This is a genomic window from Paraeggerthella sp., assembly GCF_048427265.1.
GTDB lineage: Bacteria > Actinomycetota > Coriobacteriia > Coriobacteriales > Eggerthellaceae > Paraeggerthella > Paraeggerthella hominis.
Window position 1 is genome coordinate 1 of record NZ_DBFOSR010000119.1, and the last position, 14728, is coordinate 14728.

The window sequence follows — 14728 nt, forward strand, 5'->3', positions numbered from 1 at the left end:
GTATCGGGCATAGCGAACAGGACGGCGAGCCCTGTCGTGACAAGGGGGGGCGCGGCGGGTGCGACGCAGGCGCGGCGGGCGCGGGGGCCGGTGCGACGCAGGCGCAAGAACCGGCGCGACGCGGGCGCGCGGGACCAAGCCCGTCAGCAAGCGGACCGCGCACGTTGTGGCGGAGCGCGTCCCGCTTGAACGTTGCAAGTTTGTCAAAACGGAAGAGTTTTGCTGGTCCTCAACCCAGAATAAACCCAACCTGCAAACCTGTGATCAGGCATGATAAAAAACGCTCATAACCACATTGCCTCGACAGGGCGAAAAATCGCCGCAAAACTCGCTGGTTTTGACAGAACCTCGGCCCCACCGTCGAAACGCGCGGCGGCGAAAGCACGAAAACGCGATATGGGCACTTTCGCGAAACGCAGCCGCCGCCGCGCGCACTGTGGGATAATAGGCAAGATTTCGACCCACAAGGAGATTCAAGAATGACCGTGCAGAACCCCCGCATCACGAACCCTGCCGACGTGCGACATCGCTTGCAGCCCGTCGTCGTAGGCGGCGACATCCTGGCGTACAGCTACGTGCGAGAACTCCATCGCGCTTACCAAGTCGAACGCACCATCGTGCTGGCAACGCAGGACATCAAGATGCTGTCGAGCAGCCGCTTCACCGACTATCGCCTGGAGCCGCTCATCCACGATCCGGAAGGCCTGTACGATGCGCTCGAGCGCGTTGCCGCGCAGACGCACGCCGAAGATCCCGACCGCGTGCTGCTGGTCCTAGGTTGCGACGACTGCCACGCGCGCATGCTGTCCGCCGGGAAGGCGCGCCTGGAGGCCGCAGGCTACACGGTCCCCTACATCGATTTCGATCTGCTTGACGAGATCACGCAGAAGCGGCGCTTCTACGAACTGTGCGAAGAACTGGGCATCCCCTACCCGCGCACCTGGTACTTCGACTGCGGCGAAAACGGTCCCGACGAGCTGCCCGTGCACGACTTCCCTTACCCGCTTATCGCCAAACCCTCGAACTCGGCGCAGTTCCAAGACGCCACCATCGAGGGATGGCGCAAGATCTACGAGATCGAGACGCCGGAAGAGCTTGCCCAGGTGTGGCGCAGCATCCGCACGTCCGATTACAACAACGAACTGGTGTTGCAAGACTTCATCCCCGGCGGCGACGACGCCATCCGCACGCTCACCACGTTCTCGGACGCGTCGGGAGACATGCGCGTGGTGTCGGGCGGCGTCGTATGCCTTCAAGACCACGACCCCACCGCGCTCGGCAACCCGCTGTGCATCATGGGGGAACGCGAAGAAGCCATCATCGAGGCCGCAAAGAGCATGCTCGCCCGCATCGGGTACCGAGGATTCGCGAACTTCGACATCAAGTACGACGAGCGCGACGGATCCTTCCGGTTCTTCGAGGTGAACACGCGCTGCGGGCGCAACACCTACTACATGAGCTTGGGCGGCGTGAACTTCGTCACGCTCATCGTGCGGGAATTCATCTTGGGAGAGCGCATCGACTACCGCGAAGCGTACGACCCGTTCGTGTACAGTTGTGTGCCCCGCTACGTGCTCGACCGCAGCATGGAGAACCGCGCGCGCCTGCAACAAGCCCTTGACGTGCTGCGTCGCACAGCCGAGCCCTACCCGCTGCATTACGGGTCGGACTCGTTCATGCACAACATGTGGGCACGCATCATGCACCTGAACCAAATCCCGAAGTTCAAGCGCTTCTACTGGGATACCGACGGCAAGCAGCTGAAGTAACATGGACGCCCATGCCACTTCGAGCACGGGAAGCAGCAACGTGCACCACGGCTTTCGCAGCCTGATCACGGTCTCCGCAGGCTACGGCATTGTGTGCGGGCTCACGTTCCCGCTCATGATATCGAGCACGTTTCTGCAGGAAATGAGTCTTTCGCACGGAGCCGGGAACTCGTTCGGCGCGCTCTTCTTCATCGCGTACACGGCCACTATGCTGATCACGGCGGCCCTTCACGTGTTTCGCCGCAAGGCGGAGCATCGCCTGCGCATGGCCACGGCATTCGGTGCGGCGTTCCTTGGCAACGCGCTCATGCTTGCTCGGCTTCTTGGGGCAATCGAGGGCGGATGGCTCTACGCCATCGTGGTGTCGGGCAGTATCGGATACGGTCTTGCAACTGCGGAATTGGGATGGATAGGGCGAATATCCGCGCTTTCGCGAGAAGGCGGCCCTTCCCTGGCGCGCGCGATCCCCCTAGCCTACCTGATAGGCGGAATCGCGGCGACCATCATCTTCTGGGCAAGCGGAATCATGGAGCTTGCATTCGCGCTTACCATAATCATCGTGTCGGCGGTGCCTTTGATCGCTCGGCAGGAGCTTGAAGCGGCGGGAAGGCGCATCAGCATCTCGGAAGCAGGCGTCATCGATTTCGTGAAAGCCGTTTCGTATCTGGCGGTGTTCTCGTTCGCGTTCGGAGCCGTCAGCCAGGTTGCTGCCACTGCCGAAACCGACATCATTCCCATCCAGGCGCAAGCCATGCTGGGAATCGTCGTGGCCTCGATGATCATGCTGGGCGCTTCGTTTTTGCGCAAACGAGCCGTTCAGGTGTCGGACCTGTACGGCATGCTGTTCCCCATCGTGGCCATCGCCCTTGTCGCGCTGCCCTTCGTCACCTCGCCTGCGGCGCACATCGCCGCGACCGTGCTGGTATTCGTAGCCTTCTATCTTTCCTGCATGAACGTGCGCATCATCGTATGCCAGCTCAGCGAACGTGACAACGTGTCGCTTTGGGTGTACCTGGGAACCGCACTGGGCATCGGCGGCTTGCTCATTCTTGCCGGCGTGGCCCTAGGGGCGCGGGTCTTGGCCCAGGGCAGCCCCGCAACCGGGCTGGCCCTCATATCGCTCACCTCCCTGTTCGTGCTGGCCATGAACCCCGTTTTGTCCACGCGGCTCGAACGCAGAATCCAAAAGCAGGCGGACAACTCCGAACATGCAAGCCAAGCAAACTCGCCCGCGCCCGAAAACCGCGAGGACCCCGCCGCGCTTCTTCGGGCCTTCGCAGACAAGCACGCCATGACCGCACGCGAGAGCGAAGTCCTCGCCTTGCTCTGCCAGGGACGAACACGCACCTACATCGCAGCCGAGCTTGGCTTGTCGCCCAACACCATCAAGGGCTACATCCACAACGTCTATCAAAAAACAGGATCGATCGACAAGCAAGACCTTATCGATCGCGTTGAGCTTTATCGCGACCGCACGGCGCTATAGGCGTCTTGCCGCATCGATTTTCGCAGGTCAAAGCATTCAAAAAGCAGTCGCCAGCCCCACCCTCCATTATGGAGGGTGGGCGGCTTTGCTTGACGATTTCACCTTCCCCACCCCTTTTGGTGCTGGTTCGAGATTCCTCCGTTCGTATGATGGGCCCAGAGCGAACAGGGAGGTTCGCGAAACCGCAAGGATTGGGAGGACATCATGCACAACAAGGGTATCGAAGCTGCCGAGGCTGCATCGCAAGGATTCACGCGTCGGTCGTTTCTGCTCGGCTTGGGCGCAACGGCTGCCGTAGTTGCCGGCAGCGGACTTGCCGGCTGCGCACCGCAGGCAAGCACCGGCTCCGCCGCGCAGGAATCCGACGGCGCTTCGAACGGAAGCGGCAACACGGCCAAAGCGGATACCGTTCAGGCAGTTGCAGAGACGCCGGCCAAGTCCCAGGAATCGAAGGACACCGACATCGTAGTCATCGGCAGCGGCATCGCCGGCATGAGCGCCGCCACCGAAGCAGCTCTCGCAGGCGCGCGCGTCATCGTGCTCGAAAAGCACTCCGTTTCGGGCGGCGACTCGTCCATCTGCACCGGCAACTTCTACTGCTGCGGCTCCAAGAAGCAAGACGACATGGGCCTTACCAACTACGGCACCCCTGAAGAAATCGCCCAGTTCCTGTTCGATCAGTCCGACGGAGACGCGAACATGGACATCTGCCGCATGGTGGCGGAAAACGGCGGCGCGGCCATGGACTGGCTGGTCGGCTTCGGCTGCGACTTTAAGAAGAAGCCCGGCGACGGCGTGTCCGACCGCTCCATGGTATCCACCAACGGAGGCAAGGGCATTATCGATACGCTCATCGCCAAAGCCGAGGAAAACGGCGCTGAAGTCATGATGGAAACGCGCGCTATCAAGATCCTCACCGAAAACGGCAAGGTAACCGGCGTGGTCGCGCGCCAGGGCGACACCGAGTACACGATTTCCGCCAAAGCGGTCATGCTGGCTTCCGGCGGGTTCGACGGTCAGGACTGGTCGAAAGAGCTGTACGCACCCGGCACGGTGGGCTGGCACACCTTCTCGAGCCCCAGCAACACGGGCGACGGCATCGAGTTGGGCAAAGACGCCGGAGCCCTCACGCTGCTCAAGGGCGGCCTTTCGCAGATCCACCTGGTGGGCAAAGAGCCCCTGCCGCTCAACGACGAGCTGTCGCAGCTGCGCATGATCAACACGGGCGTGTTCGTAACCGACCTTGGCTACCGTTGCGCGAACGAATCCATGACCAGCCAATTCGACTACTTCACGCCGTTCATTCAGAGCGGCCGTAAAGAGTTCTTCATCATCTGCGACTCGCAGCAGACCGACAAGCGCATGGAGCTGCTGAAGAAGGGCGTCGAAAAGGGCGTCGTCAACACCGCCGACACCATCGAAGAGCTTGCCGAGCAAGCAGGTCTGCCCGGCTATCCCCTGACGAAGACGATCGAGCAGTACAACAAGCTCTGCGAAGCTGGCGAGGACCCGGCCTTCCATAAGAAGCCCGAAGATCTTCAGCCCGTCGTGCAGGCGCCGTTCTACGCCGTCCAGATCACGCCGAACACCAACGACTCGTTCGGCCAGCTTGCCATCAGCACCAAGGCGGAAGTGCTCGACAAGGATCGCAAGCCCATCCCCGGCCTGTACGGTGGCGGCACCATCGCTAACGCCGAGCTGTTCTACATGCGCTATGCCGTAAGCGGCGCCTCCATGTGCATGGGCACCGTGACGGGTCGCATAGCCGCTCAGGAAGCCATGAAGTACTACGGCGCCTAAGCCAACCGTCCCTCCCCCCTCCAAACGGAAGGCCCTCGTCATGAGGGCCTTCCGTTTTGCATAGAGTCTTTAGGCGATCACACCGGGCGCTCGTGCCCCTCTTCCGTGGTCAGGATAAGCGGACCGTCTTCGGTGATTGCCACGGTCTTTTCAAAGTGAGCCGAAGGCAGGCCGTCGCGCGTGCACACCAGCCACCCGTCGGGCATCACGCGCGTCTTGTACGTTCCCACGTTCACCATAGGTTCGATAGCCAGCACCATGCCAACCTCAAGCTTGACGCCCGTATGCTTCCGGCCGAAGTTCGGCACGTTGGGATCCTCGTGCATGTCGCGTCCAATGCCGTGCCCCACGTACTCGCGCACCACGCCGAAGCCCGCCGCTTCGGCGATGGACTGCACCGCATGCCCGATGTCGCCCAGGCGATTGCCGAGCCGAGCAGCGTCAAGGCCCGCCCACATGCACCGCTCGGTCACCTCGAGCAGGCGCTGCTTTTCGGCCGAAATCTTCCCTACGGGGTAGGTCCAGGCGTTGTCCCCCACCCAGCCGTCAACCGTCGCACCCGTATCGACGGACAGGATGTCGCCGTCTTTGAGCACCACGTTCGCGGAAGGGATGCCGTGCACGATCTGGTCGTTCACCGATGCGCAAATCGAACCGGGAAATCCGCCGTAGCCTTTGAACGCAGGTATGCCGCCTTCTGCACGGATGATGGTTTCCGCCAGCTCGTCCAGCTCAAGCGTGGACACGCCCGCTCGAACATGGGATCCCACCTCGCGCAGCACCAAAGCCGAAATGCGACCGGCTTCCTTCATGGCCTCGATCTCGGCCTTCGACTTCTTTATGATCATACTTTCAACGCACCTTGCCTCTAACGTGCCTGTTCTCTTGTCGCCGACCAGTATAGCACCCCTTCCGAACCCTACGGCCCCGGCTCCCTCGCAGCTTGCCGCCGCAAGTCGATCGCACCGCAGCTCGCACGACGGTCGTGCACAAGGTCGGGCTATACGGCTTCAAGCGGCGGAAGCTTCCAGTCGAAAGAAAGCACGCGCTCGTCCGGGAGGTAGATGCGCATCGTCAACGAGAATACGTCTTCGCACAAAGGCAGCCAGAAGCGCACGCGATCGTCTGCGGGCCCTTCAGCCTGAAGATACAGATCGAGCGATCCGTCCTCGTTGAAGGGCAGGTCGTCCACCTCGCCGATGTTGTAACGGTTTAGCTCGTTGGGTATCAACCGGCCCGCTTCGGTGTAGGCTGTAAGCGACCACCATCCCTCGCTTGCATGGGGCGGGGTTTCGCCCGCGGCCAAAATGCAGGCGGTACGACTTGTCGCCGCGCAAGGGGTTCCCTGCAGCATCCACGACCATCGACGGATACACCGCCATGGTCACGGGATTGGCGAATCCGCCGAACGCCACCACAGCGCGATACGCGTAATCGGTGCCGAACGTGCCCACGCGATCGTCCATGAACATCCAGCCGTTCGAAACGGTGGTGCTGGCATGAGCCGACGAGAAATCGCGATCCAGAAGCGTCGGCAGATACGCAGCCGCCTCGGCAACGCCTTCCCCCAAGGCAGCGATGTCGAACGTCAACCCTGCGCCGATGCCTACGGTTTCGAATTGCGCCAGCGTCGGGGCGTCCTCGGGGGCTCCCGGGTTGCCCGAAGCCAGCCCGTTGAAGCGCGTGAAGAAATCCTGGACGGAAAGCCGTTGTATGAACTCCAAGGGAACGTAGTCGTACGCAGGATAGTACGACCCCTTCGGACACGCGTACCCCGCGCCCTCGTCCAGCGCGTGGGCTGAAAGCGGGTACATTCTCATGCCCTGCTGGGCCTCTCGTACGCCCGGCAGGTCGTCAACGCCAAAGCACTTCGTGCGAAGCAGCAGCCAAACGAAATTCGTGGGCATGGAGACCTTGGTCACGCCCTGCGGAAGCTCGCCCGACCAGAACGGTCCAACAAACGCGTAGGTTGCAGCATCGCTGCCCCCTACTCCGCCCGTACCAAGCACTACGGGCGTGTTGGAGTACCCATCGAACGTCTGAATCGAGCAGTAACGATCCGTGGCGGGCTTGTACAGCAAAATCGGCTCGGCCCCCAGGTCCAGATAAGCCTGCGAGTACACCGTATCCACGTTCGGACGCGTCAAGCTCACCATATCGGGCGTCGCCAGCGCTTGAGCATGGAACAGCTGGTTGATGGGAGCGTGCTCCGCGTCGGGGACCACCACGTTCGTCGTCCGGTCTTTGATGACGCCCATGAGCACCAGCGGATACGCGTACAAGTACGCCCTCTCCAGCAAAGCCACGGTTTCCTGCAGCGTTTCGGGTTGATTCGGGTAAACGGAAGCCTCCATGCAGATCTCCTAACCTCGAAGCGTTTTGGCGCCGAGCGCGCAACGCACCGCACGTCGGGCGCTCCTTTGCCCCAGTGTAGCGGCTTCCTTTTGAAAATCATAGCGAATCGATCAACGAGAAGACGCTTCTCCGAAAGAGGAGCCGATCGTTGCGAAACGCGCATGCAGAGCAAAACGAGAAGACGGGGCCGACGGCTCGTGTTCGTTCCGATGTCAAACACGAATCGTCGGCCCCGTCCCCCTTTTACCCAAGGTCGGTTTCGTCGCGCGGGGGCGGAGGCTTCAACCTGCCCGCTTCGCTCAACGCACGACGCAAGATAAACTCCACCTGCGCGTTCACGCTGCGCAGATCGTCAGCAGCCCAGCGCTCGATGGCCTCCCATAAAGCGGGGTCCACGCGCAAGGGGTATTGTTTGCGTTTCGCCATATCGTCACCGCATCGGCGCACCCGGGAGCAAGCCTGGGTGCGCCGATTCCTTTTACTGGTAGAGCGTGCCCGTGTTCAGCACGGGCTGCGCGTCAGAGTCTCCGCAAAGGACCACCATCAGGTTCGAAACCATAGCGGCCTTGCGCTCGTCGTCCAAGTCTACCACGTTCTTGCTGGATAGCTCGGAAAGCGCCATATCGACCATGCCCACGGCACCCTGCACGATCTTCTCACGCGCAGCGATCACCGCGTCAGCCTGCTGGCGACGCAGCATCGCCTGAGCGATCTCCGGCGCATACGCAAGGTGCGTAAGGCGCGCGTCGTCAATCACCACGCCGGCCTTTTCCAAGCGCACCGAAAGCTCTTCTTTAAGGGCGGCGGAAACCTCCTCGATGTTGCTGCGGAGCGTGATCCCATCCTCGGGCTCGCCGGGCATCTGATCGTAAGCGTACGCGGTAGCCACGTGCCGCAAAGCCGTTTCGCTTTGCGTGTGCACGTAGGAATTGTAGTCGTCCACGTCGAACAAAGCCTTCGCCGTGTTCTCAACGCGCCAAACAACGACATCTGCGATCTCGATGGGGTTGCCACATTTGTCGTTCACCTTCAAGTGGTCGCCGTTGTACGTGCGAGCGCGCAGCGAGATCTTCGTATTCATGGGCACGGCTTTGCCCGTAGCGGGATCAGCCGTGCTGCCAGCACTACGCGAGTAGAACGGGTTCGCCCAATGGAAGCCTTCGTCTCGCACCGTGCCCTTGTAGTCGCCGAACAGGATGAGAACGCGCGCCTGGTTCGGCTGAATGGTGAAGAAGCCCATGAGCAGAATCAACGGAACGATGCATACTCCCACGATGCCTGAAACAAGCAGCCCGACGCCAAGCGCCTGCGCTGTGGTGGTCACCGGAGCATCGTCGGGAGGAAGCATGGTAGCCCCCGTAGCGATTATCGAAGCAAACGCGACGACCAAAACCAGCGTCAACACCAACATCGGCCAGCCGCTTCGCACGTGAACGGTCTTTTCAACGGACATGACGGTTCCTTTCTCAGATTGTCGATACCAACATGATATCACATTGAGATCTTAAAAGAGGGTAAAAGAAAAGGGACCCGCAGGTCCCTTTTCTTTAACGTCTAACAGTGCAGCTTATTCGGCAGCGGCTTCCGTGTAGTTGCGGGTCACGCCCGAGTCAACGGAAACGCCCGGCGTCATGGTGGCGGAGACGGAGATCGACTTCACGTACTTGCCCTTGGCCGCAGCCGGCTTCATACGCAGGATCTCGTCGTACACGGCGCCGTAGTTCTCAGCAAGCTGCTCAGCCGTGAAGCTGGCCTTGCCGATGACAACGTGAGCGATACCGTAGCGGTCTGCACGATACTCCACGCGGCCGCCCTTGAGCTCGTTGATGGCCTTGACGACGTCGTTGGTCACTGTGCCCAGCTTGGGGTTCGGCATCAAGCCGCGGGGGCCCAGGATCTTGCCCAGACGACCAACTTTGCCCATCTGGTCGGGCGTCGCAACAGCGGCGTCGAAGTTGAACTCGCCAGCCTGGATCTGCTGAACCAGCTCATCGGTGCCCACGATGTCGGCGCCGGCTTCCTCGGCGGCGCGGGCAGCCTCGCCCTCAGCGAACACAGCAACGCGAACCGTCTTGCCCGAGCCGTTCGGCAGGCTCACGGTACCACGCAGCTGCTGATCAGCCTGACGGGTGTCGATGCCCAAACGGAAGTGAGCCTCAACGGTCTGGTCGAACTTAGCCGTCGAAACCTCCTTCACAAGGCTGAACGCTTCGAGCGGAGCGTAGGTGGACTCGCCGATCTTCTCGAGAGCCGCACGGTAGTTCTTGGACATTTTCATGATGTTTCCTTTCGTGGTGTGTAGCGGACGCGAAGCGCCCTTCCACTTTCCTGTATCGTCAAAGCAGCTGCGCACATCATGCGCAGCTGCGATCACGCATTGCAGAAGACGTCGTTAGTCGATCGTCTTGCCCTGGAGCATAGCGGCAACCTTCTTGGAAGGCACGTACTTCTTCTTCATCTCGCGACCTTCGATGCGCACGCCCATGCTGCGCGCCGTACCGGCGATGATCTCCATGGCAGCCTCAACCGTGTTGGCGTTGAGGTCCGGGAGCTTGATCTCGGCGATCTCGCGGAGCTGGTCCTCGGTCAACGTGCCGACGGACTGCAGCTGCGGGATGCCGGAACCGCTGTTGATGCCCAGCTTCTCCTTGATGAGCACGGCCGCCGGAGGAGTCTTGCACACGAAGGTGAAGGACTTGTCCTCGTACACCGTGATCTCAACCGGGATGATGGTGCCGGACTGGTCCTGCGTCTGAGCGTTGAACGCCTGGCAGAACTGCATGATGTTGACGCCCTGAGCGCCGAGCGCCGGGCCAACCGGAGGAGCCGGGTTCGCGGCACCCGCGGGGATCTGAAGCTTGATAAAGCCGGTTTGCTTCTTTTCAGCCATGGTGAACTATCCTTTCAGCTGACTGTCACACATAAAGTTAAACGTTGTTTCTATCAACAAAGCGGCTGGTTTCGAGTGAGAAGCCCCGGTCCACGCGGGCACGCGAAGCCGCTTTTGTTCGCACCTTTAGATCTTCGCCACCTGATCGAACGAAAGCTCGACAGGAGTTTCGCGGCCGAAGATGGAGACCATAACCTTCACCTTGCCCGCATCAGGCGACACCTCGGAAACCACGCCATCGAACTCGGCGAGGGGACCCGACACAACCTTGACCGATTGGCCCACTTCCAGGCTCGAAGAAACCGCAGGCTTCTTCTTCGTGTCCGTGCGCTTCATGATCTTGTTGTACTCTTCGCGCGTAAGAGGAGCAGGGTTGCCGTCCGCGCCCACGAATCCGGTTACGCCCGGCGTGTTGCGAACTGCGGCCCAGCTACGATCGTCCAAGTCCATACGGACGAGAACGTATCCGGGGAACACCTTCTTCTCGCTCTCGACGCGACGACCGCCCTCTTTGATCTCGGTGACCGTCTCCGTCGGGATTTCGATAGCGAACACATTGTTCTCAAGACCCATCGTTTCGATGCGCGTCTCGAGGTTCTTCTTAACCTTGTTCTCGTATCCTGAATACGTATGCAGGACGTACCACTTCTTAGCCATCTGCTAAGCCCCCAAACCAGAAATCGCAACCAACAACGGCGTGATAACGACGTTGTCGAGCACGGCGACGTACACGCCGAAGAACAACAAGGCAACAACCACGACAACGCTCCAACGGAGCACGTCCTGCTTAGTCGGCCAGGTAACGCGCTTCAGCTCAGAGCGCACGTCCTTGAGAAAACCGAAGCGGCGCTTCTTCGCCGGCTTCTTCTCAGCCTTCTTCTCAAGTTCCTTGCGCTGCGCCTTGTCCTGCTTGCCGTCGTTCACGGACGTTTCGTTCTTCTGGGATTTCTTGAAGAACTTCCTCTTGGGCGCTTCAGTTTCAACAGCGTCCGCCTCAGCGACCTTGTTCGCCTCGGCTTCGGCAGCCTGAAGCTGCGCCTGCTCCTTGCGAGCAGCACGAGCAGCAGAAGCCTTCGCACGCTGTGTCTTTGATTTCTTCGCCATCTGATTCCTTAACCGGGGATCGTTATCCGTCTAAACGCCAAACAAGCAGCCTGATTCCAAGCTGCTCATCCAAGCAACCTGAATGCAAGCTGCTCATATCTCGAGCTGGCAGGCCAGGAGGGACTCGAACCCCCAACATGCGGTTTTGGAGACCGCCGCTCTACCAATTGGAGCTACTGGCCTATGCTCGTGCAAACCTCAGACGCGCTATCGGGTCTCTTTATGCACCGTGTGGCACTGGCACCACTTGCAGTACTTCTTCAACTCGATACGGTCGGGATTGTTCTGCTTGTTCTTCTTGGTCGTGTAATTGCGGCGCTTGCACTCCGTGCATGCCAAGGTGACCAACGTACGCATGAATTCTCCTTTTACCTAATCCGAACGGCGCTCGAATCGCATACACATGAATTCTCATGAACGGGGCCCGCTGATGCGGGCCCCGCATAAGGTTAACCGGTGAAACAGGGTGCTACTTGATGATCTTGGTCACGCGACCGGAGCCAACCGTGCGGCCACCCTCGCGGATAGCGAAGCGCAGGCCCTCTTCCATCGCGATCGGGTGAATGAGCTCGCCCTTGATCTCGATGTTGTCGCCCGGCATGACCATCTCGGTGCCCTCGGGAAGGTGGGCAACGCCCGTCACGTCCGTCGTGCGGAAGTAGAACTGCGGACGGTAGCCGTCGAAGAACGGCGTGTGGCGGCCGCCCTCTTCCTTCGTCAGGATGTAGACCTGGCCCTCGAACTCGGTGTGCGGGGTCACGCTACCGGGCTTGCAGAGAACCTGGCCGCGAACGATGTCCTCGCGCTTGACGCCGCGGAGCAGGCAGCCGATGTTGTCGCCAGCCTGAGCCTCGTCGAGCAGCTTGCGGAACATCTCGATACCGGTGCAAACCGTGTTAGCGGTTTCCTTGATACCGATGATCTCCAGCGGGTCGTTCACGTGCAGCACGCCACGCTCGACACGGCCGGTGGCAACGGTGCCACGACCGGTGATGGTCATGGTGTCCTCAACAGCCATCAGGAACGGCTTGTCGACCATGCGCTCCGGCGTCGGGATGTAGGAGTCAACGGCGTCCATGAGCTCCCAAACCTTGTCCTGCCACTCCTTCTCACCCTCAAGAGCCTTGAGAGCGGAGCCGCGGATGATCGGGGTGTCGTCGCCGGGGAACTCGTAGCTGTCGAGCAGCTCGCGAACTTCCATCTCGACGAGCTCGAGGAGCTCCTCGTCGTCGACCATGTCGCACTTGTTCAGGAAGACGACGATGTAGGGAACGCCGACCTGACGGGCGAGCAGGATGTGCTCGCGGGTCTGAGCCATGGGGCCGTCGGTAGCGGCGATAACCAGGATGGCGCCGTCCATCTGAGCAGCACCCGTGATCATGTTCTTGACGTAGTCAGCGTGACCGGGGCAGTCAACGTGAGCGTAGTGGCGAGCTTCCGTCTCGTACTCGATGTGAGCGATGGAGATCGTGATGCCGCGCTCGCGCTCTTCGGGGGCCTTGTCGATGTTCTCGAAAGCCGTGAAGTCGGCGTGAGCGGTGCCGTGAGAGCCGTCGTTCTCGGACAGCGTCTTGGAAATAGCAGCCGTCAGCGTCGTCTTGCCGTGGTCAACGTGACCGATGGTGCCGATGTTAACATGCGGCTTGGAACGCTCGAACTTCTCCTTAGCCATGTGTCATCCTCCTTATAGGGTTCGCTTTCGCGAAAACAAAACAAAAAATAACGACGCGTCCGACAAAGCGGACGCGGAATAATGCAAATGGTAGCGGTGACTGGATTTGAACCAGTGACGCCACGGGTATGAACCGTGTGCTCTGACCAACTGAGCTACACCGCCATTTAGCATGGAGCCTGCGATCGGACTTGAACCGACGACCTCTTCCTTACCAAGGAAGTGCTCTACCGACTGAGCTACACAGGCGAAAGATGGTGGGCGCGCTAGGATTCGAACCTAGGTAGGCATAGCCAACGGGTTTACAGCCCGTCCCCTTTAGCCACTCGGGCACACGCCCATAATTCGCTGCTCAATTCATGTGTATTTATCAAGCTGCCTGCCGCTCTTTCGTTTGTCCCGAACGAGCGAGCAGGAGAATAATACGCTAGGATTCAAACCGTGTCAACCATCTACACGCCTCCGGGTGTGTCTCCATCATTCCTCCTCACTTTGACCCTCTTGCATGGATATAGAGTCGGCGGGCTTTTTCTCCCCTATACCGCTATCACCTGGATAAACGGCTTGCAACAGCGGCTGATACGCACTTATGAGGGTATCCAGGCTCATGCGAGCATTTGCTCCGCTTGTCGAAGGAAGCGGCACAAAATTTGCTTCCGGGATCATTTTCCTTGCATAGCGCTTGAAAAGTTCTTCGGCTTTTCTTCCCGTGGTGAACACCGTGGAAATCGAGGCGATTCGCACGATGCGCTCCAGATCGTTGGGGACGGGATTCGCAATGCTTGCATCCGAGGCGCCTTCGATGGTGCACGAGGCCAACACGTCCCAAAGCGCAATATGGTGCCGTAGCGCAAACTGCGCGCGGGCATCGGTGCCTTTTGGTTCTACCTCGTCGAACAAAGCCGCCAAGACCTTCCAGAAGCGATTTTGGGGATGGGCGTAGTAAAAGCCCGCCCTGCGCGAAGCCGGCGAAGGCATGGTTCCCAAGACAAGTACGCGCGAAGACTCGTTGAACACCGGCTCGATCGGGTGAACGACGCTTTCGACTCGGCCCATGCGGCGGCGCTCCCCTACGCTCGGCTGGGAAACTCGACGGACGCCCGAGCCAACACGTGGCCCTGGATGGCGCGGCGAAACTCGTTAAGGTAGTACCCCTCGGGAAGGTCGAGCTCGCAATCGAGCGCATAGACGGTCAGCGTGTAGACATGCGTCTTGTCTGGAGGGTACGGTCCGGAATAGCGTTGCGTCACCTGCGGGTTGGAGCTTCCGCCGGCAAGAGGCGACCAGTTGCTGTTGGATCCCTGAACGCAAGGCACGGCTCCCGACGCGCTTGCATTTTCGGGAATACGGGTTGCGTCGGGCGCAATATTGCAGGCAAGCCAGTGAATCCAGCAGAATCCGCCCACGGGAATGGCGTCCCAATCGACGAACGCAAGCGCAAGCGATCGCGCGCCCTCCGGCACGTCCGTCACCTCGAAAGGAAACGAACGGACAGGATTTCCGTCCACCGTGTATTCCTCCGGGGCGTATTTCCCGAACCTGTCAGGCAAAAGCCCGTTCTCAAGCTCAACGGTTACGCGCATCCCTCTCCCCTTTCGACATCCGGCGCTTGCGCGCGATACGAAAAAAGGGCCGAAGCCCTCTTTTCGTAT

At 60.2% G+C, this 14728-nt stretch carries 16 protein-coding genes and 4 tRNA genes; 3 read left to right on the forward strand and 17 right to left on the reverse strand.

Annotated features, from left to right (window positions below; all coding sequences use genetic code 11):
- Positions 1-479 precede the first annotated feature (479 nt).
- From ACMNI9_RS10460 to ACMNI9_RS10470, 3 genes are all read left to right on the forward strand, one after another.
- Positions 480-1769 (forward strand): ATP-grasp domain-containing protein, encoded by a 1290-nt coding sequence (locus ACMNI9_RS10460; protein WP_114567185.1) that lies wholly within the window; start codon positions 480-482, stop codon positions 1767-1769.
- 1 nt (position 1770) lies between these two features.
- A complete protein-coding gene (locus tag ACMNI9_RS10465) occupies positions 1771-3255 on the forward strand; it encodes a response regulator transcription factor (protein ID WP_418832004.1) in 1485 nt (494 codons plus the stop codon).
- Between the two features lie 204 nt (positions 3256-3459).
- Positions 3460-5055: an FAD-dependent oxidoreductase gene (locus tag ACMNI9_RS10470; RefSeq protein ID WP_225749415.1), complete on the forward strand. Its 1596-nt coding sequence runs from the start codon at positions 3460-3462 to the stop codon at positions 5053-5055.
- A 77-nt stretch (positions 5056-5132) separates the two neighbouring features.
- Here ACMNI9_RS10470 and map read toward each other — a convergent pair whose 3' ends face one another.
- The 17 genes from map to ACMNI9_RS10555 form a co-directional block, all read right to left on the reverse strand.
- The gene (gene map / locus ACMNI9_RS10475; RefSeq protein WP_216529446.1) at positions 5133-5903 is read right to left on the reverse strand and encodes a type I methionyl aminopeptidase; all 771 of its coding nucleotides are present in this window, start codon (positions 5901-5903) and stop codon (positions 5133-5135) included.
- Positions 5904-6055: 152 nt separating this feature from the next.
- Positions 6056-6286, reverse strand: coding sequence for a DUF1214 domain-containing protein (locus ACMNI9_RS10480; RefSeq protein WP_418832008.1), 231 nt, complete (start codon positions 6284-6286; stop codon positions 6056-6058).
- Positions 6192-7409 (reverse strand): DUF1254 domain-containing protein, encoded by a 1218-nt coding sequence (locus ACMNI9_RS10485; RefSeq protein ID WP_418832011.1) that lies wholly within the window; start codon positions 7407-7409, stop codon positions 6192-6194. The genes ACMNI9_RS10480 and ACMNI9_RS10485 overlap by 95 nt, the downstream gene beginning before the upstream one ends.
- A 244-nt stretch (positions 7410-7653) precedes the next feature.
- On the reverse strand, positions 7654-7836 hold the full coding sequence (locus ACMNI9_RS10490; protein WP_114567241.1) for a hypothetical protein: 183 nt from the start codon (positions 7834-7836) through the stop codon (positions 7654-7656).
- Positions 7837-7888: 52 nt separating this feature from the next.
- Positions 7889-8863, reverse strand: a complete 975-nt coding sequence (locus ACMNI9_RS10495; protein ID WP_231088270.1) for an SPFH domain-containing protein — start codon at positions 8861-8863, stop codon at positions 7889-7891.
- Positions 8864-8977: 114 nt separating this feature from the next.
- Complete coding sequence (gene rplA / locus ACMNI9_RS10500; protein WP_114567239.1) at positions 8978-9691, reverse strand: 50S ribosomal protein L1; 714 nt, start codon at positions 9689-9691, stop codon at positions 8978-8980.
- A gap of 111 nt (positions 9692-9802) precedes the next feature.
- The gene (rplK, locus tag ACMNI9_RS10505) at positions 9803-10300 is read right to left on the reverse strand and encodes a 50S ribosomal protein L11 (RefSeq protein WP_114567175.1); all 498 of its coding nucleotides are present in this window, start codon (positions 10298-10300) and stop codon (positions 9803-9805) included.
- A 126-nt stretch (positions 10301-10426) separates the two neighbouring features.
- Positions 10427-10957, reverse strand: a complete 531-nt coding sequence (gene nusG / locus ACMNI9_RS10510; RefSeq protein ID WP_114567174.1) for a transcription termination/antitermination protein NusG — start codon at positions 10955-10957, stop codon at positions 10427-10429.
- A gap of 3 nt (positions 10958-10960) precedes the next feature.
- Positions 10961-11404 carry a preprotein translocase subunit SecE gene (secE, locus tag ACMNI9_RS10515; protein WP_114567173.1) on the reverse strand — a complete coding sequence of 148 codons (444 nt, stop codon included), beginning with the start codon at positions 11402-11404 and terminating at the stop codon, positions 10961-10963.
- Between the two features lie 106 nt (positions 11405-11510).
- Positions 11511-11587: transfer RNA gene (locus tag ACMNI9_RS10520), tRNA-Trp, on the reverse strand.
- A 24-nt stretch (positions 11588-11611) separates the two neighbouring features.
- Positions 11612-11761, reverse strand: coding sequence for a 50S ribosomal protein L33 (gene rpmG / locus ACMNI9_RS10525; protein ID WP_080803366.1), 150 nt, complete (start codon positions 11759-11761; stop codon positions 11612-11614).
- 112 nt (positions 11762-11873) lie between these two features.
- Positions 11874-13076 (reverse strand): elongation factor Tu, encoded by a 1203-nt coding sequence (tuf, locus tag ACMNI9_RS10530; RefSeq protein ID WP_114567172.1) that lies wholly within the window; start codon positions 13074-13076, stop codon positions 11874-11876.
- Between the two features lie 88 nt (positions 13077-13164).
- A tRNA-Met gene (locus tag ACMNI9_RS10535) sits at positions 13165-13241 on the reverse strand.
- A gap of 8 nt (positions 13242-13249) precedes the next feature.
- Positions 13250-13325: transfer RNA gene (locus tag ACMNI9_RS10540), tRNA-Thr, on the reverse strand.
- A 6-nt stretch (positions 13326-13331) separates the two neighbouring features.
- A tRNA-Tyr gene (locus ACMNI9_RS10545) sits at positions 13332-13416 on the reverse strand.
- A gap of 137 nt (positions 13417-13553) precedes the next feature.
- A complete protein-coding gene (locus tag ACMNI9_RS10550) occupies positions 13554-14132 on the reverse strand; it encodes a DNA-deoxyinosine glycosylase (protein ID WP_216529449.1) in 579 nt (192 codons plus the stop codon).
- 14 nt (positions 14133-14146) lie between these two features.
- Positions 14147-14659: a YbhB/YbcL family Raf kinase inhibitor-like protein gene (locus ACMNI9_RS10555; RefSeq protein ID WP_216529450.1), complete on the reverse strand. Its 513-nt coding sequence runs from the start codon at positions 14657-14659 to the stop codon at positions 14147-14149.
- Positions 14660-14728 lie beyond the last annotated feature (69 nt).

What these genes read in the sequence shown, in the direction of transcription:
- ACMNI9_RS10460 (WP_114567185.1), top strand. Translation starts at nt 480, where the DNA reads ATGACCGTGCAGAACCCCCGCATCACGAACCCTGCCGACGTGCGACAT.
- ACMNI9_RS10465 (WP_418832004.1), top strand. Translation starts at nt 1,771, where the DNA reads ATGGACGCCCATGCCACTTCGAGCACGGGAAGCAGCAACGTGCACCAC.
- ACMNI9_RS10470 (WP_225749415.1), top strand. Translation starts at nt 3,460, where the DNA reads ATGCACAACAAGGGTATCGAAGCTGCCGAGGCTGCATCGCAAGGATTC.
- map (WP_216529446.1), bottom strand. Translation starts at nt 5,903, where the DNA reads ATGATCATAAAGAAGTCGAAGGCCGAGATCGAGGCCATGAAGGAAGCC.
- ACMNI9_RS10485 (WP_418832011.1), bottom strand. Translation starts at nt 7,409, where the DNA reads ATGGAGGCTTCCGTTTACCCGAATCAACCCGAAACGCTGCAGGAAACC.
- ACMNI9_RS10490 (WP_114567241.1), bottom strand. Translation starts at nt 7,836, where the DNA reads ATGGCGAAACGCAAACAATACCCCTTGCGCGTGGACCCCGCTTTATGG.
- ACMNI9_RS10495 (WP_231088270.1), bottom strand. Translation starts at nt 8,863, where the DNA reads ATGTCCGTTGAAAAGACCGTTCACGTGCGAAGCGGCTGGCCGATGTTG.
- rplK (WP_114567175.1), bottom strand. Translation starts at nt 10,300, where the DNA reads ATGGCTGAAAAGAAGCAAACCGGCTTTATCAAGCTTCAGATCCCCGCG.
- nusG (WP_114567174.1), bottom strand. Translation starts at nt 10,957, where the DNA reads ATGGCTAAGAAGTGGTACGTCCTGCATACGTATTCAGGATACGAGAAC.
- secE (WP_114567173.1), bottom strand. Translation starts at nt 11,404, where the DNA reads ATGGCGAAGAAATCAAAGACACAGCGTGCGAAGGCTTCTGCTGCTCGT.
- rpmG (WP_080803366.1), bottom strand. Translation starts at nt 11,761, where the DNA reads ATGCGTACGTTGGTCACCTTGGCATGCACGGAGTGCAAGCGCCGCAAT.
- tuf (WP_114567172.1), bottom strand. Translation starts at nt 13,076, where the DNA reads ATGGCTAAGGAGAAGTTCGAGCGTTCCAAGCCGCATGTTAACATCGGC.
- ACMNI9_RS10550 (WP_216529449.1), bottom strand. Translation starts at nt 14,132, where the DNA reads ATGGGCCGAGTCGAAAGCGTCGTTCACCCGATCGAGCCGGTGTTCAAC.
- ACMNI9_RS10555 (WP_216529450.1), bottom strand. Translation starts at nt 14,659, where the DNA reads ATGCGCGTAACCGTTGAGCTTGAGAACGGGCTTTTGCCTGACAGGTTC.